At 54.7% G+C, this 16,298-nt stretch carries 12 protein-coding genes and 1 pseudogene; 7 read left to right on the top strand and 6 right to left on the bottom strand.

The window, feature by feature from the left end; genetic code table 11:
• Positions 1-21 precede the first annotated feature (21 nt).
• From NCG91_RS11090 to NCG91_RS11080, 3 genes are read left to right on the top strand one after another with little or no spacing between them, the layout of a single operon-like run.
• The gene (locus tag NCG91_RS11090; RefSeq protein WP_251349736.1) at positions 22-1,551 is read left to right on the top strand and encodes an ABC transporter ATP-binding protein; all 1,530 of its coding nucleotides are present in this window, start codon (positions 22-24) and stop codon (positions 1,549-1,551) included.
• Positions 1,548-2,627, top strand: coding sequence for an ABC transporter permease (locus NCG91_RS11085; RefSeq protein WP_035824975.1), 1,080 nt, complete (start codon positions 1,548-1,550; stop codon positions 2,625-2,627). The genes NCG91_RS11090 and NCG91_RS11085 overlap by 4 nt, the downstream gene beginning before the upstream one ends.
• 4 nt (positions 2,628-2,631) lie before the next feature.
• Entirely contained in the window at positions 2,632-3,603 is a 972-nt protein-coding gene (locus NCG91_RS11080) for an ABC transporter permease (RefSeq protein ID WP_034754516.1), read from the top strand.
• A 107-nt stretch (positions 3,604-3,710) separates the two neighbouring features.
• On the opposite strand, the gene NCG91_RS11075 is transcribed toward NCG91_RS11080, so the two are convergent.
• Positions 3,711-5,810: a peptidase domain-containing ABC transporter gene (locus tag NCG91_RS11075; protein WP_099665378.1), complete on the bottom strand. Its 2,100-nt coding sequence runs from the start codon at positions 5,808-5,810 to the stop codon at positions 3,711-3,713.
• A gap of 38 nt (positions 5,811-5,848) precedes the next feature.
• On the bottom strand, positions 5,849-7,228 hold the full coding sequence (locus NCG91_RS11070) for an HlyD family secretion protein (protein WP_251349735.1): 1,380 nt from the start codon (positions 7,226-7,228) through the stop codon (positions 5,849-5,851).
• A gap of 514 nt (positions 7,229-7,742) precedes the next feature.
• On the opposite strand from NCG91_RS11070, the gene NCG91_RS11065 reads away from it, so the two are divergent.
• The 3 genes from NCG91_RS11065 (at position 7,743) to NCG91_RS11055 (ending at position 10,368) form a co-directional block, all read left to right on the top strand.
• Positions 7,743-7,985, top strand: coding sequence for a hypothetical protein (locus NCG91_RS11065; protein ID WP_143451385.1), 243 nt, complete (start codon positions 7,743-7,745; stop codon positions 7,983-7,985).
• Positions 7,986-8,122: 137 nt separating this feature from the next.
• The gene (locus NCG91_RS11060) at positions 8,123-9,841 is read left to right on the top strand and encodes a hypothetical protein (protein ID WP_251349734.1); all 1,719 of its coding nucleotides are present in this window, start codon (positions 8,123-8,125) and stop codon (positions 9,839-9,841) included.
• Positions 9,823-10,368: a toxin-activating lysine-acyltransferase gene (locus NCG91_RS11055; RefSeq protein ID WP_251349733.1), complete on the top strand. Its 546-nt coding sequence runs from the start codon at positions 9,823-9,825 to the stop codon at positions 10,366-10,368. Before NCG91_RS11060 ends, NCG91_RS11055 begins: the two co-directional genes overlap by 19 nt.
• Before the next feature lie 392 nt (positions 10,369-10,760).
• Here NCG91_RS11055 and NCG91_RS11050 read toward each other — a convergent pair.
• Positions 10,761-11,345 (bottom strand): annotated as a pseudogene (locus NCG91_RS11050) (NUDIX domain-containing protein); the annotation flags it as partial.
• A gap of 85 nt (positions 11,346-11,430) precedes the next feature.
• On the opposite strand from NCG91_RS11050, the gene NCG91_RS11045 reads away from it, so the two are divergent.
• Positions 11,431-12,195 (top strand): DeoR/GlpR family DNA-binding transcription regulator, encoded by a 765-nt coding sequence (locus NCG91_RS11045; RefSeq protein ID WP_251349732.1) that lies wholly within the window; start codon positions 11,431-11,433, stop codon positions 12,193-12,195.
• 35 nt (positions 12,196-12,230) lie between these two features.
• On the opposite strand, the gene NCG91_RS11040 is transcribed toward NCG91_RS11045, so the two are convergent.
• From NCG91_RS11040 to NCG91_RS11030, 3 genes are read right to left on the bottom strand one after another with little or no spacing between them, the layout of a single operon-like run.
• Positions 12,231-13,301: a S1/P1 nuclease gene (locus NCG91_RS11040; RefSeq protein ID WP_251349731.1), complete on the bottom strand. Its 1,071-nt coding sequence runs from the start codon at positions 13,299-13,301 to the stop codon at positions 12,231-12,233.
• A 2-nt stretch (positions 13,302-13,303) separates the two neighbouring features.
• Positions 13,304-14,533 (bottom strand): phospholipase D-like domain-containing protein, encoded by a 1,230-nt coding sequence (locus tag NCG91_RS11035; RefSeq protein WP_251349730.1) that lies wholly within the window; start codon positions 14,531-14,533, stop codon positions 13,304-13,306.
• Between the two features lie 17 nt (positions 14,534-14,550).
• Entirely contained in the window at positions 14,551-16,203 is a 1,653-nt protein-coding gene (locus NCG91_RS11030; protein ID WP_251349729.1) for a bifunctional metallophosphatase/5'-nucleotidase, read from the bottom strand.
• Between the last annotated feature and the right edge of the window lie 95 nt (positions 16,204-16,298).

Here is a 16,298-nt window from a genome sequence, read left to right as displayed (position 1 = left end):
AAACTATCCAGTTATGAACCTATGCAGCCAGCAGTAGAATTTCGCAGCATTTCCAAGCAATTTGGACATGTGAAGGCGAACGCCGACGTCAGCTTCTCCATCGCCAAGGGCAGTATCCATGGCCTGGTGGGAGAGAATGGCGCCGGCAAATCGACCTTGATGAGCATCCTGTACGGGTATTACCGTGCCGACGGCGGAGAAATCTTGCTCGACGGAAAAGTACAGCCGATCCGCAACAGCCAGGAAGCGATCAACCTCGGCATCGGCATGGTGCACCAGCACTTCATGCTGGTCGAGAACTTCACCGTCCTCGACAATATCATGCTGGGCACGGAAGGCGGTTTTCGCCTGGCCAGCCACCGGACGGAAGCGGAAGCGAAGTTGCGCGAGATTTGCGCCCGCTACCGCCTCGACGTCGACCCGCTGGCAAAGATCGAAGACCTCTCCGTCGGCGCGCAGCAGCGCGTGGAAATCCTCAAGCAGATTTACCGCAGCGCCAATATCCTGATCCTCGACGAGCCGACAGCCGTGCTGACGGCCCAGGAAACGGCTTCGCTGTTTGAAATCTTGCGCCTGTTCAAGGAACAAGGCAAGACCATCATCTTGATCACGCACAAGCTGCAAGAGATCCTGGAAATCACCGACAACGTCACCGTCATGCGCGGCGGCACGGTGGTGGGCGCCGTGGCGACCGCCGGCACCTCGAAAGAGGAACTGGCCAACATGATGGTCGGCCGCCCCATCCAGAGCCACTTGCCGCGCGCGCCCTACAATCCGGGCGCCACGGTGCTGGAAGTTGACGGTTTGCAACTGGCTGACGACCAGCAAGTCAAATTGCTGGCCGACATAGGTTTTAATCTGCGCGCCGGCGAAATCGTCGCCATCGCGGGCGTGTCGGGCAATGGCCAGAGCGAACTGCTGGAAATCCTGTCCGGCATGCGTTTGCCGACGTCGGGCAAGCTGCGCTTCCTGGACAAGGACTTGCCGTTTGCCAAGCGTCACGATGCCGACGGCTTGCCGCTGGCCTTCCGCGAGCTTGGCATCGCCCACATTCCGGAAGACCGCTTGCGCGATGGCGTGGTGAAAAATTTTTCCGTCATGCAAAACACCATCCTCGGTTACCAGGATCGCCTGAAAAACCGCTGGGGCCTGTTCAACTTCAAGGCCATCGGCGCCCGCTGCGCGCAATTGCTGAAAACTTTCGACGTGCGCCCGGCCAATCCGGACTTGCGCATCGGCTTGTTGTCGGGCGGTAACCAGCAAAAGGTGGTGATCGCACGCGAAGTGCTGGCCAAGCCGAAACTGATGCTGGTGGGCCAGCCCACGCGCGGCGTCGACATCGGCACCATCGAAAGCATCCATACGCAATTGCTGGCCCTGCGCGACGCGGGCGTGGCGATCCTGCTGGTGTCCGTCGAACTGGAAGAAGTGCGGGCGCTGGCCGACCGCATTCTCGTCATGTGCGGCGGACGCATCACCGGCGAACTGAAAATTGAAGAATTCGATACCACCCGCATCGGTCTGTTGATGGGGGGAATGCATAAATCATGAATAACGACTTGCCACGCTGGGCGACAGCCTTTGTCATGCCCATGTTAAACCTGCTGTCGGCCTTGCTGGTCGCAGCCCTGGTGATTTATATGCTGGGCGAAGACCCGGCCGAATCGCTGTCGATCCTCGTCCACAGCGCCATCCTCAATCCGGAAGGCTTGAGCTATACCCTGTTCTACGCCAGCACCTTCATCTTCACGGGCCTGTCGGTCTCCGTGGCGATGCAGGCTGGCCTGTTCAATATCGGTTCCGAAGGCCAGATGTATATCGGCGGCCTGGGCCTCACTGTCGCCATGCTGGCCTTCGACCAGACCCTGCCCGCCTGGCTGCTGATTCCGGCCGCCATGATCGGCGCGGCCCTGTTCGGCGCGCTGTGGGGTTTCCTGCCCGGCTACCTGCAGGCGAAGCGCGGCAGCCATATCGTCGTCACCACCATCATGTTCAACTTCATCGCCGCCAGCCTGATGAACTTCGTGATCGTGAAATACCTGATCCCGCCAGGCGAGCAGAACACGGCCAGCCGCGTGTTTGCGGAAAGCGGCGAAATGCCGCGCCTGTCCACCTGGTTCCCGTCGCTGGGCGACACCCCGCTGAACATCAGCTTTATTTTGGCGATCGCCGCGCTGGTGATTTACGGCGTGATGGTCTGGCGCTCGTCGTGGGGCTTCAAACTGCGCGCCACGGGTCTCAACAAGCACGCGGCCCACTATGCGGGCGTGTCGATCAGCAAGATGATCATCATCGTCATGCTGATCTCCGGCGCGCTGGCGGGCTTGGGTTCCGTCAATTCCATCATGGGTTCGACGCATTATCTGTCGCTCAATTTCGTCGGCGGCGCCGGCTTCATCGGCATCGCCATCGCCCTGATGGGCCGCCAGCATCCGGTCGGTATCTTCCTGTCGGCCGTGCTGTTCGGCGCGCTGATACAGGGTGGTTTCGATTTGTCGCTGGAAAAACCGAATATCCCGACGGAAACTTTCATTTTCATCCAGGGCTTGATCATCCTGTTCTGCGGCGCCATGGAAAACTTCTACGCACCGGCCATTTCCGCCCTGCTCAAGCGCACCAAAGGCTAACACCATGACACTCGACGACTTTCAATTCGCCAGCATCCTGGTATCGACCGTGCGCAATGCGCCCGTCCTGATCTTTGCCGCCATGGCCGGCCTGTTTGCCGAACGCAGCGGCATGATCGACATCGGCCTGGAAGGCAAGATCCTGGCCAGCGCCTTCGCGTCCGCCGCCGTGGCCTACACGACGCAAAACCCGTATTACGGCATGGCTGCCGGCATGCTCGTCTGCGTCGCCCTAGCCCTGTTGCAAGCCTATGTCAGCATCACGCAAAAGGGCAATCAGCTGGTAGCCGGCATGGCGATCAATATCGCCATGAGCGGACTGACGTTTGTTCTGGCGCAATTCTTCTTCCAGCAAGGCGGCCGCACGCCCGACCTCGGTTCGGCGCGGCTGTTCGACGTGGTCTTGCCGGGTACGCAATACGTGGAACATATCCCCTTCATCGGCTGGGTGTACGCCCACCTGATCGGCGGCCATTCCATCCTCGTCTACGTGGCATTCCTGCTGATTCCGCTCGTGCACTGGCTGCTGTACCACACGCGTTTCGGCCTGCGCCTGCGTGCCTGCGGCGAAAATCCGCACGCGGCCGACTCGGCCGGCGTCAGCGTGGAAGCGACGCGCTACCTCGCCATGCTGGTGGCTGGCATCCTGTGCTCGTTCTCGGGCGCATACCTTGCCATCGTGCAAAGCGGCTTCTTCCTGCGCGACATGTCGGCCGGCGCCGGCTACCTGGCCCTGACGGCCATGGTGTTCGGCAACTGGCGCCCCGTCTACACCTTCCTCGGCTGCCTGATGTTCGGCTTCTTTGCCGCCATCCAGATCCAGATTGAAGGCGTGGACTTGCCCGTCGTGGGCCGCATCCCCGGCTCGCTGATCCAGATGGTGCCGTACGTGGTCACCGTGATCGTGCTGGCGGGCTTGATGGCGAAATCCATCGCGCCGAAGGCCATCGGTATCCCGTTCGTCAAATCGCGTTAATCGCCCACAACACCGGAAAGCGATCACGCTTTCCGGTGCATTTTCCATCCTGCCTCGTTCTGAGAGCTCAGGAACACAAGTGTCGTTCCATACCTGGCGTGCGGTCCTTAAACCTGGGCACCATCCTTCTCGAATAATGATTCATGAACTTGCCCTGCAACCAGGTGGACGACACGGCTCGCCATTTTGATGGTTTCCGGTCGGTGCGCCACCATGATACGTGTCAGGTTCATCTTGTTTATCGCCAGATTGACCTTGTATTCATTTGCAATGTCGAGATGACTGGTAGCTTCGTCGAGCGCCAATATTTTGGGTTGCTTATACAATGCTCTGGCCAGCAAAATACGCTGTTTCTGCCCTCCTGACAAACTGCTGCCCATATCACCGACCAGTGTTTGATATCCCATGGGCATTCTCGCTATTTCTTCATGTATGGCAGCAAGTTTCGCGCACTCTTCGACCGCAGCATACGACATGCTCGTATCAAAAAAACTGATGTTCTCCATGATGGATCCGGCAAGCAACACATCGTCTTGCATCACGGTGCCCACCAGTGTTCGATAGGCCCTCAGCCCGATCTTCTGAATTGGAATATTGTCGATCAGCACTTCACCAGATGACGGCAACAGCAGACCAGTGATGATTTTGCACATGGTTGTCTTCCCGCAGCCACTTGCTCCAACCAAGGCGACACTTTGGCCGGCCGGTATGTGCAAGTTAACGTCCTTCAAGACCCATGGTTCACCTTCTGCGTAGCGGAAACTCACATTTTTCAATGTAATGGCGGGTTGAATGCCCGTTGTATCCAGCTCGAAATCCATTTCAGGCTCCACCGGTTCGAGCACAATATCGGCCAGACGCTCTGCATGCATACCTAGCATTCTGAAGTTGACAAAGACATCGATCAAGCTGAAGACACGACTGGAAAATGTGCTGGAATAACTGACGAAGGCCATGAGCATACCCACCGTCATGCTCCCCCCCATGACGGCCATTGCGCCCAAATAAAGCAGACTCAACCCTTGTACTCCAGAAATCAAACCATTGCCAACCTTGAATACAATGCCAAGTTTTTGGGTCTTGATATCTCTATTGATAACATCAAGTTTTAAATTACGCCAATATGCGCCACGTTCGGATTCACGTCCGAATAGCTTCAACGGAGTGATTGCACGTATGGTTTCCAGAAAGTGCGTATTTTCTTTTGAAGAAAGTAGAATCCGCTCCAAAGAAGCTTCGCGCAGGGGTTGATAAAATACCCACCGCAACAGTGCGTAACATAATGCGGCGATGACAACGATCGCTGTCAAACGTGGGCTATACATGATCATGATGATCAGGGCAAACGAGGCCATCAACCCATCGATAACACTTTCAACAAAAATATTGGTCAACGTAGATTGAATCGCACTCATGCTCGAAAAACGCGACACTACATCACCGACATGCCTTTTTTCAAAATAGGAAATGGGCAGCCGTGTCAGGTGGGCGAACACTCTATTCCCCCATTGAAAACCAATGTCTATGCTCCAACGCATCAGAAACCAGCTGCGGGCCAGTCCAATCGCAGTCTGCGTCAACAGTAGTAAGGAAAAGCCAAGAACCAGAATTTGCAAAAGATCTTTATCACCAGCAACTATCACTTCGTCAATCACAAATTGGTTGAAAAGTGGCATTACAATCGCAAATAATTCAAGTGTAATTGCGAGTAAGAAAATTTGTATCAAAGCCCGACGCAAACCGGAAATTCTTCCAGTCAATGCACGAATGGATATCTTTTTCTCTTCCTGCTTTACTTCAAACGCATCGTTTGGCGTCAATTCCAGGGCTACGCCAGTGAAATTCTTCGATACCTCATCTATCGAAACAACTCTTTCCCCAATTGCAGGATCAATGATTTTTATAAGCAATTTACCGAAAAATTTTCGTTTGACACTTTTCAAAACGACAAAATGATTCAAATTCCAATGCAAAATGGCGGGACATTTCAGTTCTGCAAGCTGATCCAACTCCAAGCGCAGGGGACGCGCAGCCATGTGCATCGCTCCCGCATATCGTACGAGTTGCGCTAAGGTTGTCCCCTTCAGGCTTATCGAAAACTTTCGGCGCAACTCAGGCAAGCCGACGTGATAGCCAAAATAATTACAAATCATGGCCAGACTAGCAATGCCACATTCGCTTTTTTCAGTTTGGAGTATAGTTTTCATCAAGTCTATATTTTCGTTTGGCTGCTTCTTTATGATGATTAACCATTCAAACGTGTCAACAATGGTTCAGCGATCCACTCCCATATCTGCCGTTTGTCCTGAATAATGTCCGCTTCCAGCGCCATACCTGGTCGCAAGGACTGCCTCTTCCCATTAACCAGGATATAGGAACGTGCCAGCCTTACCTTAATGCGGTAAAGAGCTTCATTGCTGTTAGAACCTGGCAAGCTCCTTTCCGAGTTACTTAAAATTGTGCTGGCCAGGTTCACTGGTAATTCAGTTGGAGCAAACGGCGTGTTGCTGACACCTGTAATGACGCCAGTCTGAAGGCCAAATTTTTGATAAGGGTACGCTTGCAGACGCATTAATACATCCTGTCCGACGGCAACAAAACCAGTTGTCCGGCTCGGAGCATACAAGTGGACTTCAAGTCCGTCAGCATCTGTCTGTGGTTCGGTGGCATCGGGTACGAGTGTCGCAAGTGCCTGCCCACCACTCACGGTCTGTCCTGCCTGATAGGTAATCGTGGTAATTGTCCCGCTGCTGGGGGCGGTGATGAAATTTAATTTTCGATTCTCATTCTCTGCCGCCTCCTGACTAATACTGGCAACAGCACGATCCAATTGCACTAGTTGACCGGTGAGCTCTCCCGCCAGATTCGTACGCTCTGCATCCAAAGCGTAATTCCTGGCTGCCTGCTGAGCCTTTGTTCGCTGCAGACTGCTCAATCGACTTGAGTAATCAATCAACTCTACCTGCTTCTGCTGAACTTGCGCGTCGGAGACATAGCCACTACGCTGCAACGTTTCGTACTTCGCAACGCTTGACTTCGCCAACTCTTCACGTCGTCCCGCCAGCTCCAATTCCACGTTCAATTGACTAATTTCACTGGCTAAAATTCGCTGCCGTTCGTCAATTTGCTGGCCTTTTTCCTTTATTCTCGTAATAAGAACGCGTCGTTCCGCATCCAGCGTCTGCCGTCGGACCGCCAACTGTTGCGCGATCAACCCTGTGATTTCCCCATCACCCGCCTGCCGGGCTGTTGACAATTCAAACAGAGGATCGCCGATCTGTACATGCTGCCCTTCCTTCACAAAATTTTTTGTCAGAACACCTGCAGCAAGTGCGGCAATTCCAAGGCTGCCACCCTGAGGAACAATAATACCAACGACGCGATTTTTTTTTGTAAAGCTACCAAAAGAAATAAACAGAATCAGCAACAGGCCTACGATAAAAGCAATCCCCGCCACCAGCCAGCGTGAAACGGGCTGCGCCAGACTGATGGCTCCGGCCCACTGGCTGCTTCTCGATAGGTGAACTTCCGGTCGGAACAATGGAAGCGGTTGCGATTCCTCATTTTTTGCGGGTGGCACTGTGGCGTCTATCTTCGTTTCCAGAGGCATGTCATGTATGTTCATTGATACCTATACCTTGAAGTCCATTCCCGGACATAAAGCGAATTTCTGATGAGGTTAAACATGCATAAAGCCTGACGGTATTATTTCTGTTCACTCATACTGCGCAGTAAGACATGTATGTGTCTGAGATACATGACCATATTGTTATGTGATCATCAAGCTATCTCACATGGTTAATTCGACAATAAAAATTGTCGACTTTTAGTAGCTTATCCACGGCTGTTTTGGCACAGTTTTCCTCACACTATCAACGGATCAACGGAAAATAATTGTAGCCGATTTTTTCCACTTCAATTGAATTCTATTGATTTTTCTAAAAAATCAACTTACATTAGATCAGCGTCAGATGAAACAACGCCATGATGCAACGTGAAAATAATTCATATTTTTAACGTGCACCATGATTCTATCCAAATATTTCGTTTTGATATGTTTCTTAACGAATACCCTCCATATTGGAGAAAACTTTCCAGTTCATCCTGGAATGTCAATTCATCTTTGAAAGGCAGTATTCATGCGTATTTTAAATATTCAAGAATTAGAAGCCGTTGCCGGTGCCGGCTCTAGCGACGAAGGCTGGTGGGATTTGACGGAAGATGAACGCCAACGCATCCTGGCCGATGAAGCAGCAGCAGAAGCTGCACAAAATCGCCTGCCCGATTATCAAGCCGGTGCAGGTGGCGGTGCTGGAGACACTGGCGGCGGCGGCTACTCTGATGGCAGCTATTACAGGGATTTGTGGGATATGCAGTTTTAAATTATCATCATCAATCTGAGAAGTAAATATTTATAGATGCAGGAATGGAAGGAAGGGATAAATACCCTCCTTCCGTTTTACAAAACAAGCAATAAAATTAACATTATTTGATATGTAATTTTAAATTCAATATTTTCATGATAAATAATTTTTTAGAAAATATTCTACCAAAATCTTCTTTTGTTGAATTTTCCGCACAAAAACTCACCTCGGCGAAAATAGTCTGGAGCAATCCCTACGGAATATCACCACCTGACCTTGATGAACATGCTTTTTATATTCCTATTGATGGTGATCATCCCTCTGCCTCGTCTGCGAAAGACATCAAGCTATTTCTTGGCGAAAGATATGGCGGCGTAGGTGTAACTTCAAATGGGGGGGGAGCCCGATGTGGCTTGAGAAACAGCATTCAAATTAAAGGAATAGGCAAAAATCCCTTGGCGGGAAGTGCCACGTCTTTCTGGCATTCCTATGGTGGCGAATCTCTGGCCGGCGGGATCAGGGAAGCCATCTGGAGCGAGATAAGCCACAGCGCGCTACCTCACGGCGCCGTCAGGATACACGGCCTCATTGATACCGGCACCCGGGTTCCAGCCTTTTCGTCAGCGGAAGGGACTTCAGAAACAACCCGTCGAGGACTTACTATCCGTGAGGCGGCACTGAGACCCGGCCATTTTGTCCGATCACTTTACTTTTCGCGCCATGATGAGGCGAGACATGGCATGGTGTCGGATGCAGAAAGAACCCGGGCCGCAGTAGTGGCCTTGGCGCAAGCAAGTGACGCAGCCCCTTTCCTGAGCAATTCAAACCACCAGCTGAATAGCTTGCTAATCGCCATGGTTGAACGTTTTGCCGATCAACATGCGGCAGCAACGGCAAAACGCCTGTCACATGGCTTGCAATCTCCGTCCAACATGTGCATGGATGGACGTTGGATTGATTTTGGCACTGCATCAAGCGTTTCAGATTATGGGAAGATCATAGTCGCCAAACATGGGGTTCCTTTTGGCGAAGATAGTCAAATTAAAAATACCATAAATGAAATAGTTCTTTCCATCCAAAGGTATTTGCCTAACGAGAAGAAGAGATTCTTGGTTCCCCCAAACGATATTCTCTCCATTTTCTCAAAAAAGCTTTCTGATAGCATTCAGCTGGAATTTTTAAAACTAACTGGCATACCCGCATGGGATTTACTATCCATTGACAATCATCTAACAAAATCTGCTTTTTCTTGTTTTAAAAAAATAATACTCAAGGGAAATTCCGAACCGTTCAAGCTGTATCCTGCTTGCGCCGGGCAAGATGCTCTCATGCCAGAGAAAATGGGCAGTTACAGCCTGAACTCTTTAATTCGATTGATCAGCCTATGCAAAAATAAACAACAAGCTGAAATTTCTCTTTTCCCAGAATTAAATGACATCCGCCTGCTACATGAATTCATAGATTCATATTGGAATCTGCGTGATGCCTGTCTATTCAAGAAAAACCCTGCCGAAAGGAATTCCGCTCACCTTTTTATCAAGATTAATTCACTCAGGATAAATCAGGGAACCCCTGATTTATACAGGCATACACTCGACAGAACAATCGATATGCATGTTGCATCTGGCCTGGATAGCAAAGATTTCATCAATAACATCATCAATAAAAACAAAATCTCTCTATCCGACCCAATAGACGGAAATATAGACTTAAGTGCATGGATTGGCGAGGGTTCAATCTTCTCGGAGACTATGGCTCCCTTACTCGTGAAAAATGTCGATCAAGAAAATAAATTAATCAATTATTTTCAAAATCGCACATCCAATGACGATGAAAAAAATTTGATGAAAAAATTATGCGAAACAGTTTTTTGAGAGTGTATGACAGACCTGCACAGAAGATACAAGAAACAGCTGAAATTCTGGGCCACATCATTATCATCATGAAGAACAACCCTGCCTATGCTAATAGGGAAATTTCTTATTTATCAAACAACTTACTCAATGCAATATTGCAGAAAAATATAAAAATTTACTTCAATATTGAAGGATTTCCCGTTGGGTATATTGCATGGGCATACCTGGACAGTTCAACAGAACTACGCATCATGAAAACAAACAATGCCAATATCAGCGCGGAAGAGTGGAATTGTGGAAATTCATTATGGATCATGGATTTTCTGGCGCCGTCTGGAAATTTAATGTATATATTAAATGATTTACGCGATGATGTTTTCCTTGCCGAGAAAAAAATTCGTTACTTCAGAATAAGGAACGAAGAACGAATTTACAAAGAAATAACCCGAAATAGAAAAAATTACTTTTTCCTCGCACCGTCGCGTGGAATCGGATCCTGTACTTGCGGGAAGTCCGACTGCCCTGCATTCAAAAATCTTATTTAGCTAGAACTGTGCATTTCCAAAAGTTTTTCCAATGAGAAATATACGGGTATGTCCAAATGGCAGGCCATGCTGACCATCTGTTCCGCCCCCTGTGATGGCCCACCGATGCGCAGCACGGCATCGCAATGGCTCAATAAACGCGTCGCATGCGCGTGGAATAATTCCTCATACACGGCATCGCCCACCCGGGTAGAACCGGCCAGCGCCAGCATGGGCAAGGCCAGCCATTCACCGAGCACGGGCATGTGTCCCTTGGCATACAGCGGCAGGCAGACGGCTTGCATGGCGTCCACATTGCGCTGCATCAAGACGGGGTCGTCGCCCGTGCCGGACCGATACGGGCCAGCTACTAAAATCTGCAAGCCCCGTCGCATCTCTTGCGCTGGCGGCATCAAGTGCAACTGCGCATGCTGCAGCAGCATGATGGTCTTGCCGTCGCAGATGCGGCCATCGGCCACCATCTGCAGCGCTTGCGCCAGGGACAGTTCCAGCACTTCGATATCCTCGCCCTCGTGCGCCAGGCCACCGCCATCGCCGATGCGGCTGGCCGGATCGTATTCGGCCACAAAGAAATGCAGGCGCTCCGTCACGGAACCGGGGCTCATGAAAGCCTCGAACACTTTATGCACGGCGCCCACCGCATAGCCCGTTTCTTCTTCCACTTCGGCGCGGATGCGCTGTTCCGCGCTGGCCTCTTCCAGCAAGCCGGCCGCCGATTCGATGAGGAAGCCATCGTGGCCTTCGCGGTAGGTGGGAAAGCGGAACTGGCGGATCAAAATCACCGTGCGTTTGACTTTGTTGTAGAGCAAGATGGTGGCGCCATCGCCCCGGTCATAGGTTTCCCGCGTCTGCGTCTGCCACTGCCCATCACGGCGCAGATAGTCGAACGTGGTTTTCTGCAATAAATACCAGTCGTGCGACAGGGTCTGCACGCCGTGGATGCGAACCCGTTCCTGCTTGCTATTTTCTTCGCGCATAGTGTCTCCTTGTGCTTGTATATGCTTGCCTTTGCCGACTTTATCATGCAAACTCGTGCAATATCAAGAAAATACAAGAAAATACATGCTGACACATCAACGCAAACAATACCTGCTGGACTTGCTCCAACGCGAAGGGCAGATCGTCGCCAAGGCCGTCAGCGATAGCCTGGGCTTGTCGGAAGACACGATACGCCGCGACCTGCGCGAACTGGCGAAAGAGGGTTTATTGGAGCGCGTACACGGCGGCGCCCTGCCCTTGCTGCCCCGTTCGCCCGCGCTGGCGCCGTTCGCGGGGCGCGAACAGATTGCGCTGGAAGCCAAGCCCGCCATCGGCCGCGCGGCGGGCGCCATGATACAAACGGGGCAGGTGGTATTTCTCGATGGCGGCACGACGGCAGTGCAACTGGCGCGCCAGCTGCCGCGCGAATTGCACGCCACCATCGTCACGCACAGTCCATCGATTGCCGTCGAGCTGGTCAACCACCCATCGATCGAGGTGCTGATGCTGGGCGGGCGCCTGTACAAGCACTCGATCGTGGGCGTCGGCGCGGCCACCGTGGAAGCCATCGGCCGCATCCGCGCCGACCTGTATTTCATGGGTGTGTCCAGCCTGCATCCACAAGCGGGCATCACTACGGGGGATCATGACGAAGCGTGCGTGAAACGCGCGCTGAGCGAAGCGTCCAGCCGCACCATCGTGCTGGCTTCACCGGAAAAGTTCAATACGGCCTCGCCGTTTCAAATCGTCCCCTTGAGCCAGGTCAACGACATCATCGTGCACCGCGACGTGGAAGACGCCCTGGTCGCGCCCTACCGCGAGATGGGAATCAGCATCACCCTGGCATGAAAAAAGCGGCCCGCAGGCCGCTTTCGCATGACACTTTACTGCGGCCAGATCGCCTGCAGCACGGCGGCCAGATGATAGCCCGCCTCGATCAGCTGCTGCTTCGCCAGCGCCGAACTGGGCACGGGATAATTGTCCGGCACGTTCAAGTTCCACACGTTGTAGACATCGCCCTTGCGGCTGGTCTGCTGCGTGGCCGGGCCGGCCACCACGTCCGTGAAGGCAATCTTTGACGCCGCCAGCGAGGCATCGGCCCATTGATACGGCCAGGTGGCGGGATCGCCAGTATTGCCGCTGACCACGGGCGCGCTGGCGATCACGGTGCGCGCGAACTGCTGCGGCGTGCGCGTGCTCAGGCGGCGCATGGCGTAATCGACGACGGTCGTGTCCCAATATGAATGCAGGGGCTTGGTGGGCGACTTCGGATACGCGCTGGAGGGCTTGGCCGCGCCATCCTCAACCGGCAGCGGCGCGGGAATCACGGCATCGGACAGCGCCGTCATCTTCGCATCGTCGAGCAGTAAGTCATTGCCGCCGCGCGCATTAAAAATGGTGACATCGTCAATCTGCGCCTGCGTGGCGGGCACGAAAAACTGGCCATCCTTGCCGACAAACGCATTGCCCACATGCAATGGCTGGTGGATATCGCCGACCAGGTGTGTGATCAAAATCAAAGCTTCGCGCTGGCTGAAGCCGTGCGGATTGCTGGCCGCATCATCCTTGCCTTGCAACACCAGGATCGCCTGCTTGAGCGTCTGCACGATATCGTCGTCGGCCGTGCCCACGCCATGGTCGTGGTAATGCGCGTTTTGAAAAGGCACGTTCGTGTAATGGTATTCGCCATGCTTGGGATTCGCCGCGACATAGGTCAACATTTCGGGCGATTGCGGACCGCAATACGTGCCCTTCACGCAATCGGGCCAGTTGGCGATCTTTTCCAGGCTTTCGCCGGGCAACAGCAATTTCTCCAGCCACGCCTGCGCCGCGCTACCCTTGAGCAACTGATCGGCGATGGCGCCCACGGCGCGGTGGCCGTCGTTGCCCCAGGCCAGCACATTGCCGGAGGAGAAAACCGCGCCCAGCGCCAGCACCGTCAACAGTTTTTTCATGTTCACTCCTTGCCTTGCGGCGCAGCCTTGGCCGGCTTCGGATATTGCTTGTTGATATCGATGGGCTGCGCATACGCCGAGCTCCACGTCTGCTCATGCAGCGCGGCAATACGCTGCGCCATGGCGTCGTTGCGCAGCACCACTTCCAGGTTGCGCGACAGGTCGAAATAGCCGCCCGCCCAGTTGCTCGTGCCGACCCAGGCCAGCTTGCCGTCGATGCTCATGGTCTTGCTGTGGATCACGCGCGCGAACGGGATGAAACCCGTCGACGCCGTGGGTATCGTCACGATGCGGATTTCCACGTTCGGCACCAGGGCCAGGCTTTTCAGGTAAGCGATGGCAGGCGCCTCCGTGTTCCAGGCGGAAACCATCAGCTTGATTTTCACGCCGCGCTGGGCGGCCGCGCGCACGGCGTTGTCGATCACGGCGTAATACGGCCGCGTGCGGTTCGGGCCGTAGGACAGGGGCGCGTAGTCGAGCAGCTGGATGCGCACTTCGCTTTTCGCTTCCGCCAGCAAGGCGGGCAAGCCCGTTTCCGAGTCACCCACGCCGGCTGGGTTGTAGGCATTCGGGCTGGCCAGCAGGAAGGCGTTTTGCGCGTAATTGGCCGGCACGATCTTGCTGTTGAGCACCGTGGCGCGGCTGCCTTGCGACGTCAATGCCTGGGCTTGCCAATCCTGCTCAAAAATCGCTTGCACCTGGCTCACCATGGCCGGCTCCGTGATCTTCAAGCCCGTCTCATGGATGTGCTCGAACGAGCGCCAGTCGAAATTCTGGCTGCCGATGTATGCCACCTGGCCATCGACGGCCAGGTATTTCGCGTGCACGATGCCATTGCCCGTGATTTTATTGAAGTCGATGAGGCGCATATCAAGGTTGGGTATCGCCTTGATCCGGTCGATGGTGGCCGCTTCCGACAGGCCCACGCCCTTCTGGTCCAGCAGGAAACGGATTTTCACGCCGCGCTGGCCCGCGGCCGTCAGGCTCGCCAGCACTTTTTCAAAGGCCGTGCCCGGCTTGCTGACGGCATAGAACTGGGCGATGACGATTTCTTTCTTGGCTGAATCAAACAGCTCGCTCCACACGGTGACGGGCTCGCGCAGGTCGGGATTCGTCAAGCTCGTTTCCACGGGCGAGGTGTGTACCAGCTCAAAGCCGGGAATCGTGAAATCGGCGTGGGCCGTGCCCGCGAACAGACTGGAGAGAACGACAGAAACAAATAAGCGACGCATGGTTATTCCTTGTAATGTTATTTGACACGCACGATGCGGCCGGCCGCCGTGGCGCTGCCAGCCGGCTTGCCGGCGCGCGCGCGGTCGATCAGGTAATTGCTGAAGGCGTCGATGTCGCGCACGCCCGTGTCCAGGCGGCGCGTGCCGGCCGCCAGCACGGTGAAGCGGTCGCCGCCACCAGCCAGGAAACTGTTGGCGGCGACTCGGTATTGTTGATTGTCTTCAAGAGGAATGCCATTCAGCATGATGCTGCCAGGCAGCACGCGCCGGCCTTGCGGCTGCGTGCTATCCCAACGGTAGCTAAAACCTTGGGACACTTGCAGCAGATTGCCCTCGCCGGCCTCTTCGCCCGGCCATTGCTGCTCGAGCAAGGTACGGATTTGCGCGCCGGAAAGACTCACGACAATCAGGGTATTGCCAAACGGCACCACGGCCTGGTTCTGGCCCACGTTCGTCATCAGGTCGGCGCCCGCTTCCAGGTCCTTGCGGATGCCGCCATTGTTCATCAGGCCAATTTGCGCGCCGGCTGCGCGCGCGCCGAACAAGGTGCTGTCGGCCACCAGGTCGCCCAGCGCGGAAGCGCCGCCGCCCTTGGTGCTGCGGCCCACGGTGGGCACGGCGATGGCGGCCACGGGACGCGACAATTCTTGCGCGCTGCGCTGCTTGACCGATTCCAGGTAGGCAGCCACGGCCGGGTCCGGCTCATACATGCCTGGCAGCATGACCACGTTTTGCGCGCTGACATCGATCACCGCATTCTTGACGGGATCGACCTTGAGCTTGATGCGCGTCAACATGTGTCCGCCCATCTGCGCTTGCGTCACCAGGCGGCCATCGACACGGCACAGATAGCCCTGGTGCGAATGGCCGCTGATAACCAGCTGAATCGCCGGGTCGAGACGTTTCACGACATCCACCACTTCGCCCTTCAGCTGGCTGCAATCTGGCTGGTCGACGGCTTCCTTGGTCTCGCCGCCCTGGTGCAGCAGCACGACGAACACGCCCACGCCCTGCGCGCGCAGTTGCGGCAAGGTGGCGTTGATGGCATCCGCTTCATCACCGAATTGCAAACCGGAAATGCCGGCGGCCGTCACCACGGACGGCGTATCTTTCAGCACGGCGCCGATCAAGCCCACCTTGACGCCATGCGCCTCTTCGATGCGGTAGGCGGGCAGCAAGGACTTGCCCGTCTGCGTGTCGATGACATTGGCCGCCATATAGGTATAGCTGGCGCCCTTGAAATCGGGGGTGAACTTGCACGCCTTGTCGGCGCGCGACGAGTCGCAACCGCCGCGCTGCTGGCGCAGCAATTCCGCCTTGCCCTGGTCAAATTCATGGTTGCCGACGGAACTGGCCTTCATGCCCAGCATGTTCATGGCGACGATGCTCGGTTCGTCGGCCCACAGCGCCGACATGGCGGGGCTGGCGCCGACCAGGTCGCCATTGCCGACAAAAATCAGCTGCGCGTCTTCGCGCCGCCACGCCGTCAATGCGCCGGACAAGGTATCGATGCCACCGGCCTGCACCGTCTTGCGCTCGGCATCGGCGACGCTCGTGTAGCTAAATTTGCTGCGGTCGAGATTGCCGTGAAAATCGTTCAGGGCGACCAGGTTGATATCGACGGGCGCCGCAGGATGCGTGGCGCAACCGGTCATCAACAGGGCAAGCATGAGCAGACGTGGCAACCTCGATGAAGGCCGGTGGAGGGAAAGGGATGGGATCATGCGGAGACTCCTGGACGGGGCGGCGCCAATGGCAAAGACGG

The organism is Janthinobacterium kumbetense (assembly GCF_023703445.1).
Taxonomy (GTDB): Bacteria; Pseudomonadota; Gammaproteobacteria; order Burkholderiales; family Burkholderiaceae_D; genus Janthinobacterium; species Janthinobacterium kumbetense.
This window is presented reverse-complemented; position numbering and strand designations above follow the sequence as displayed.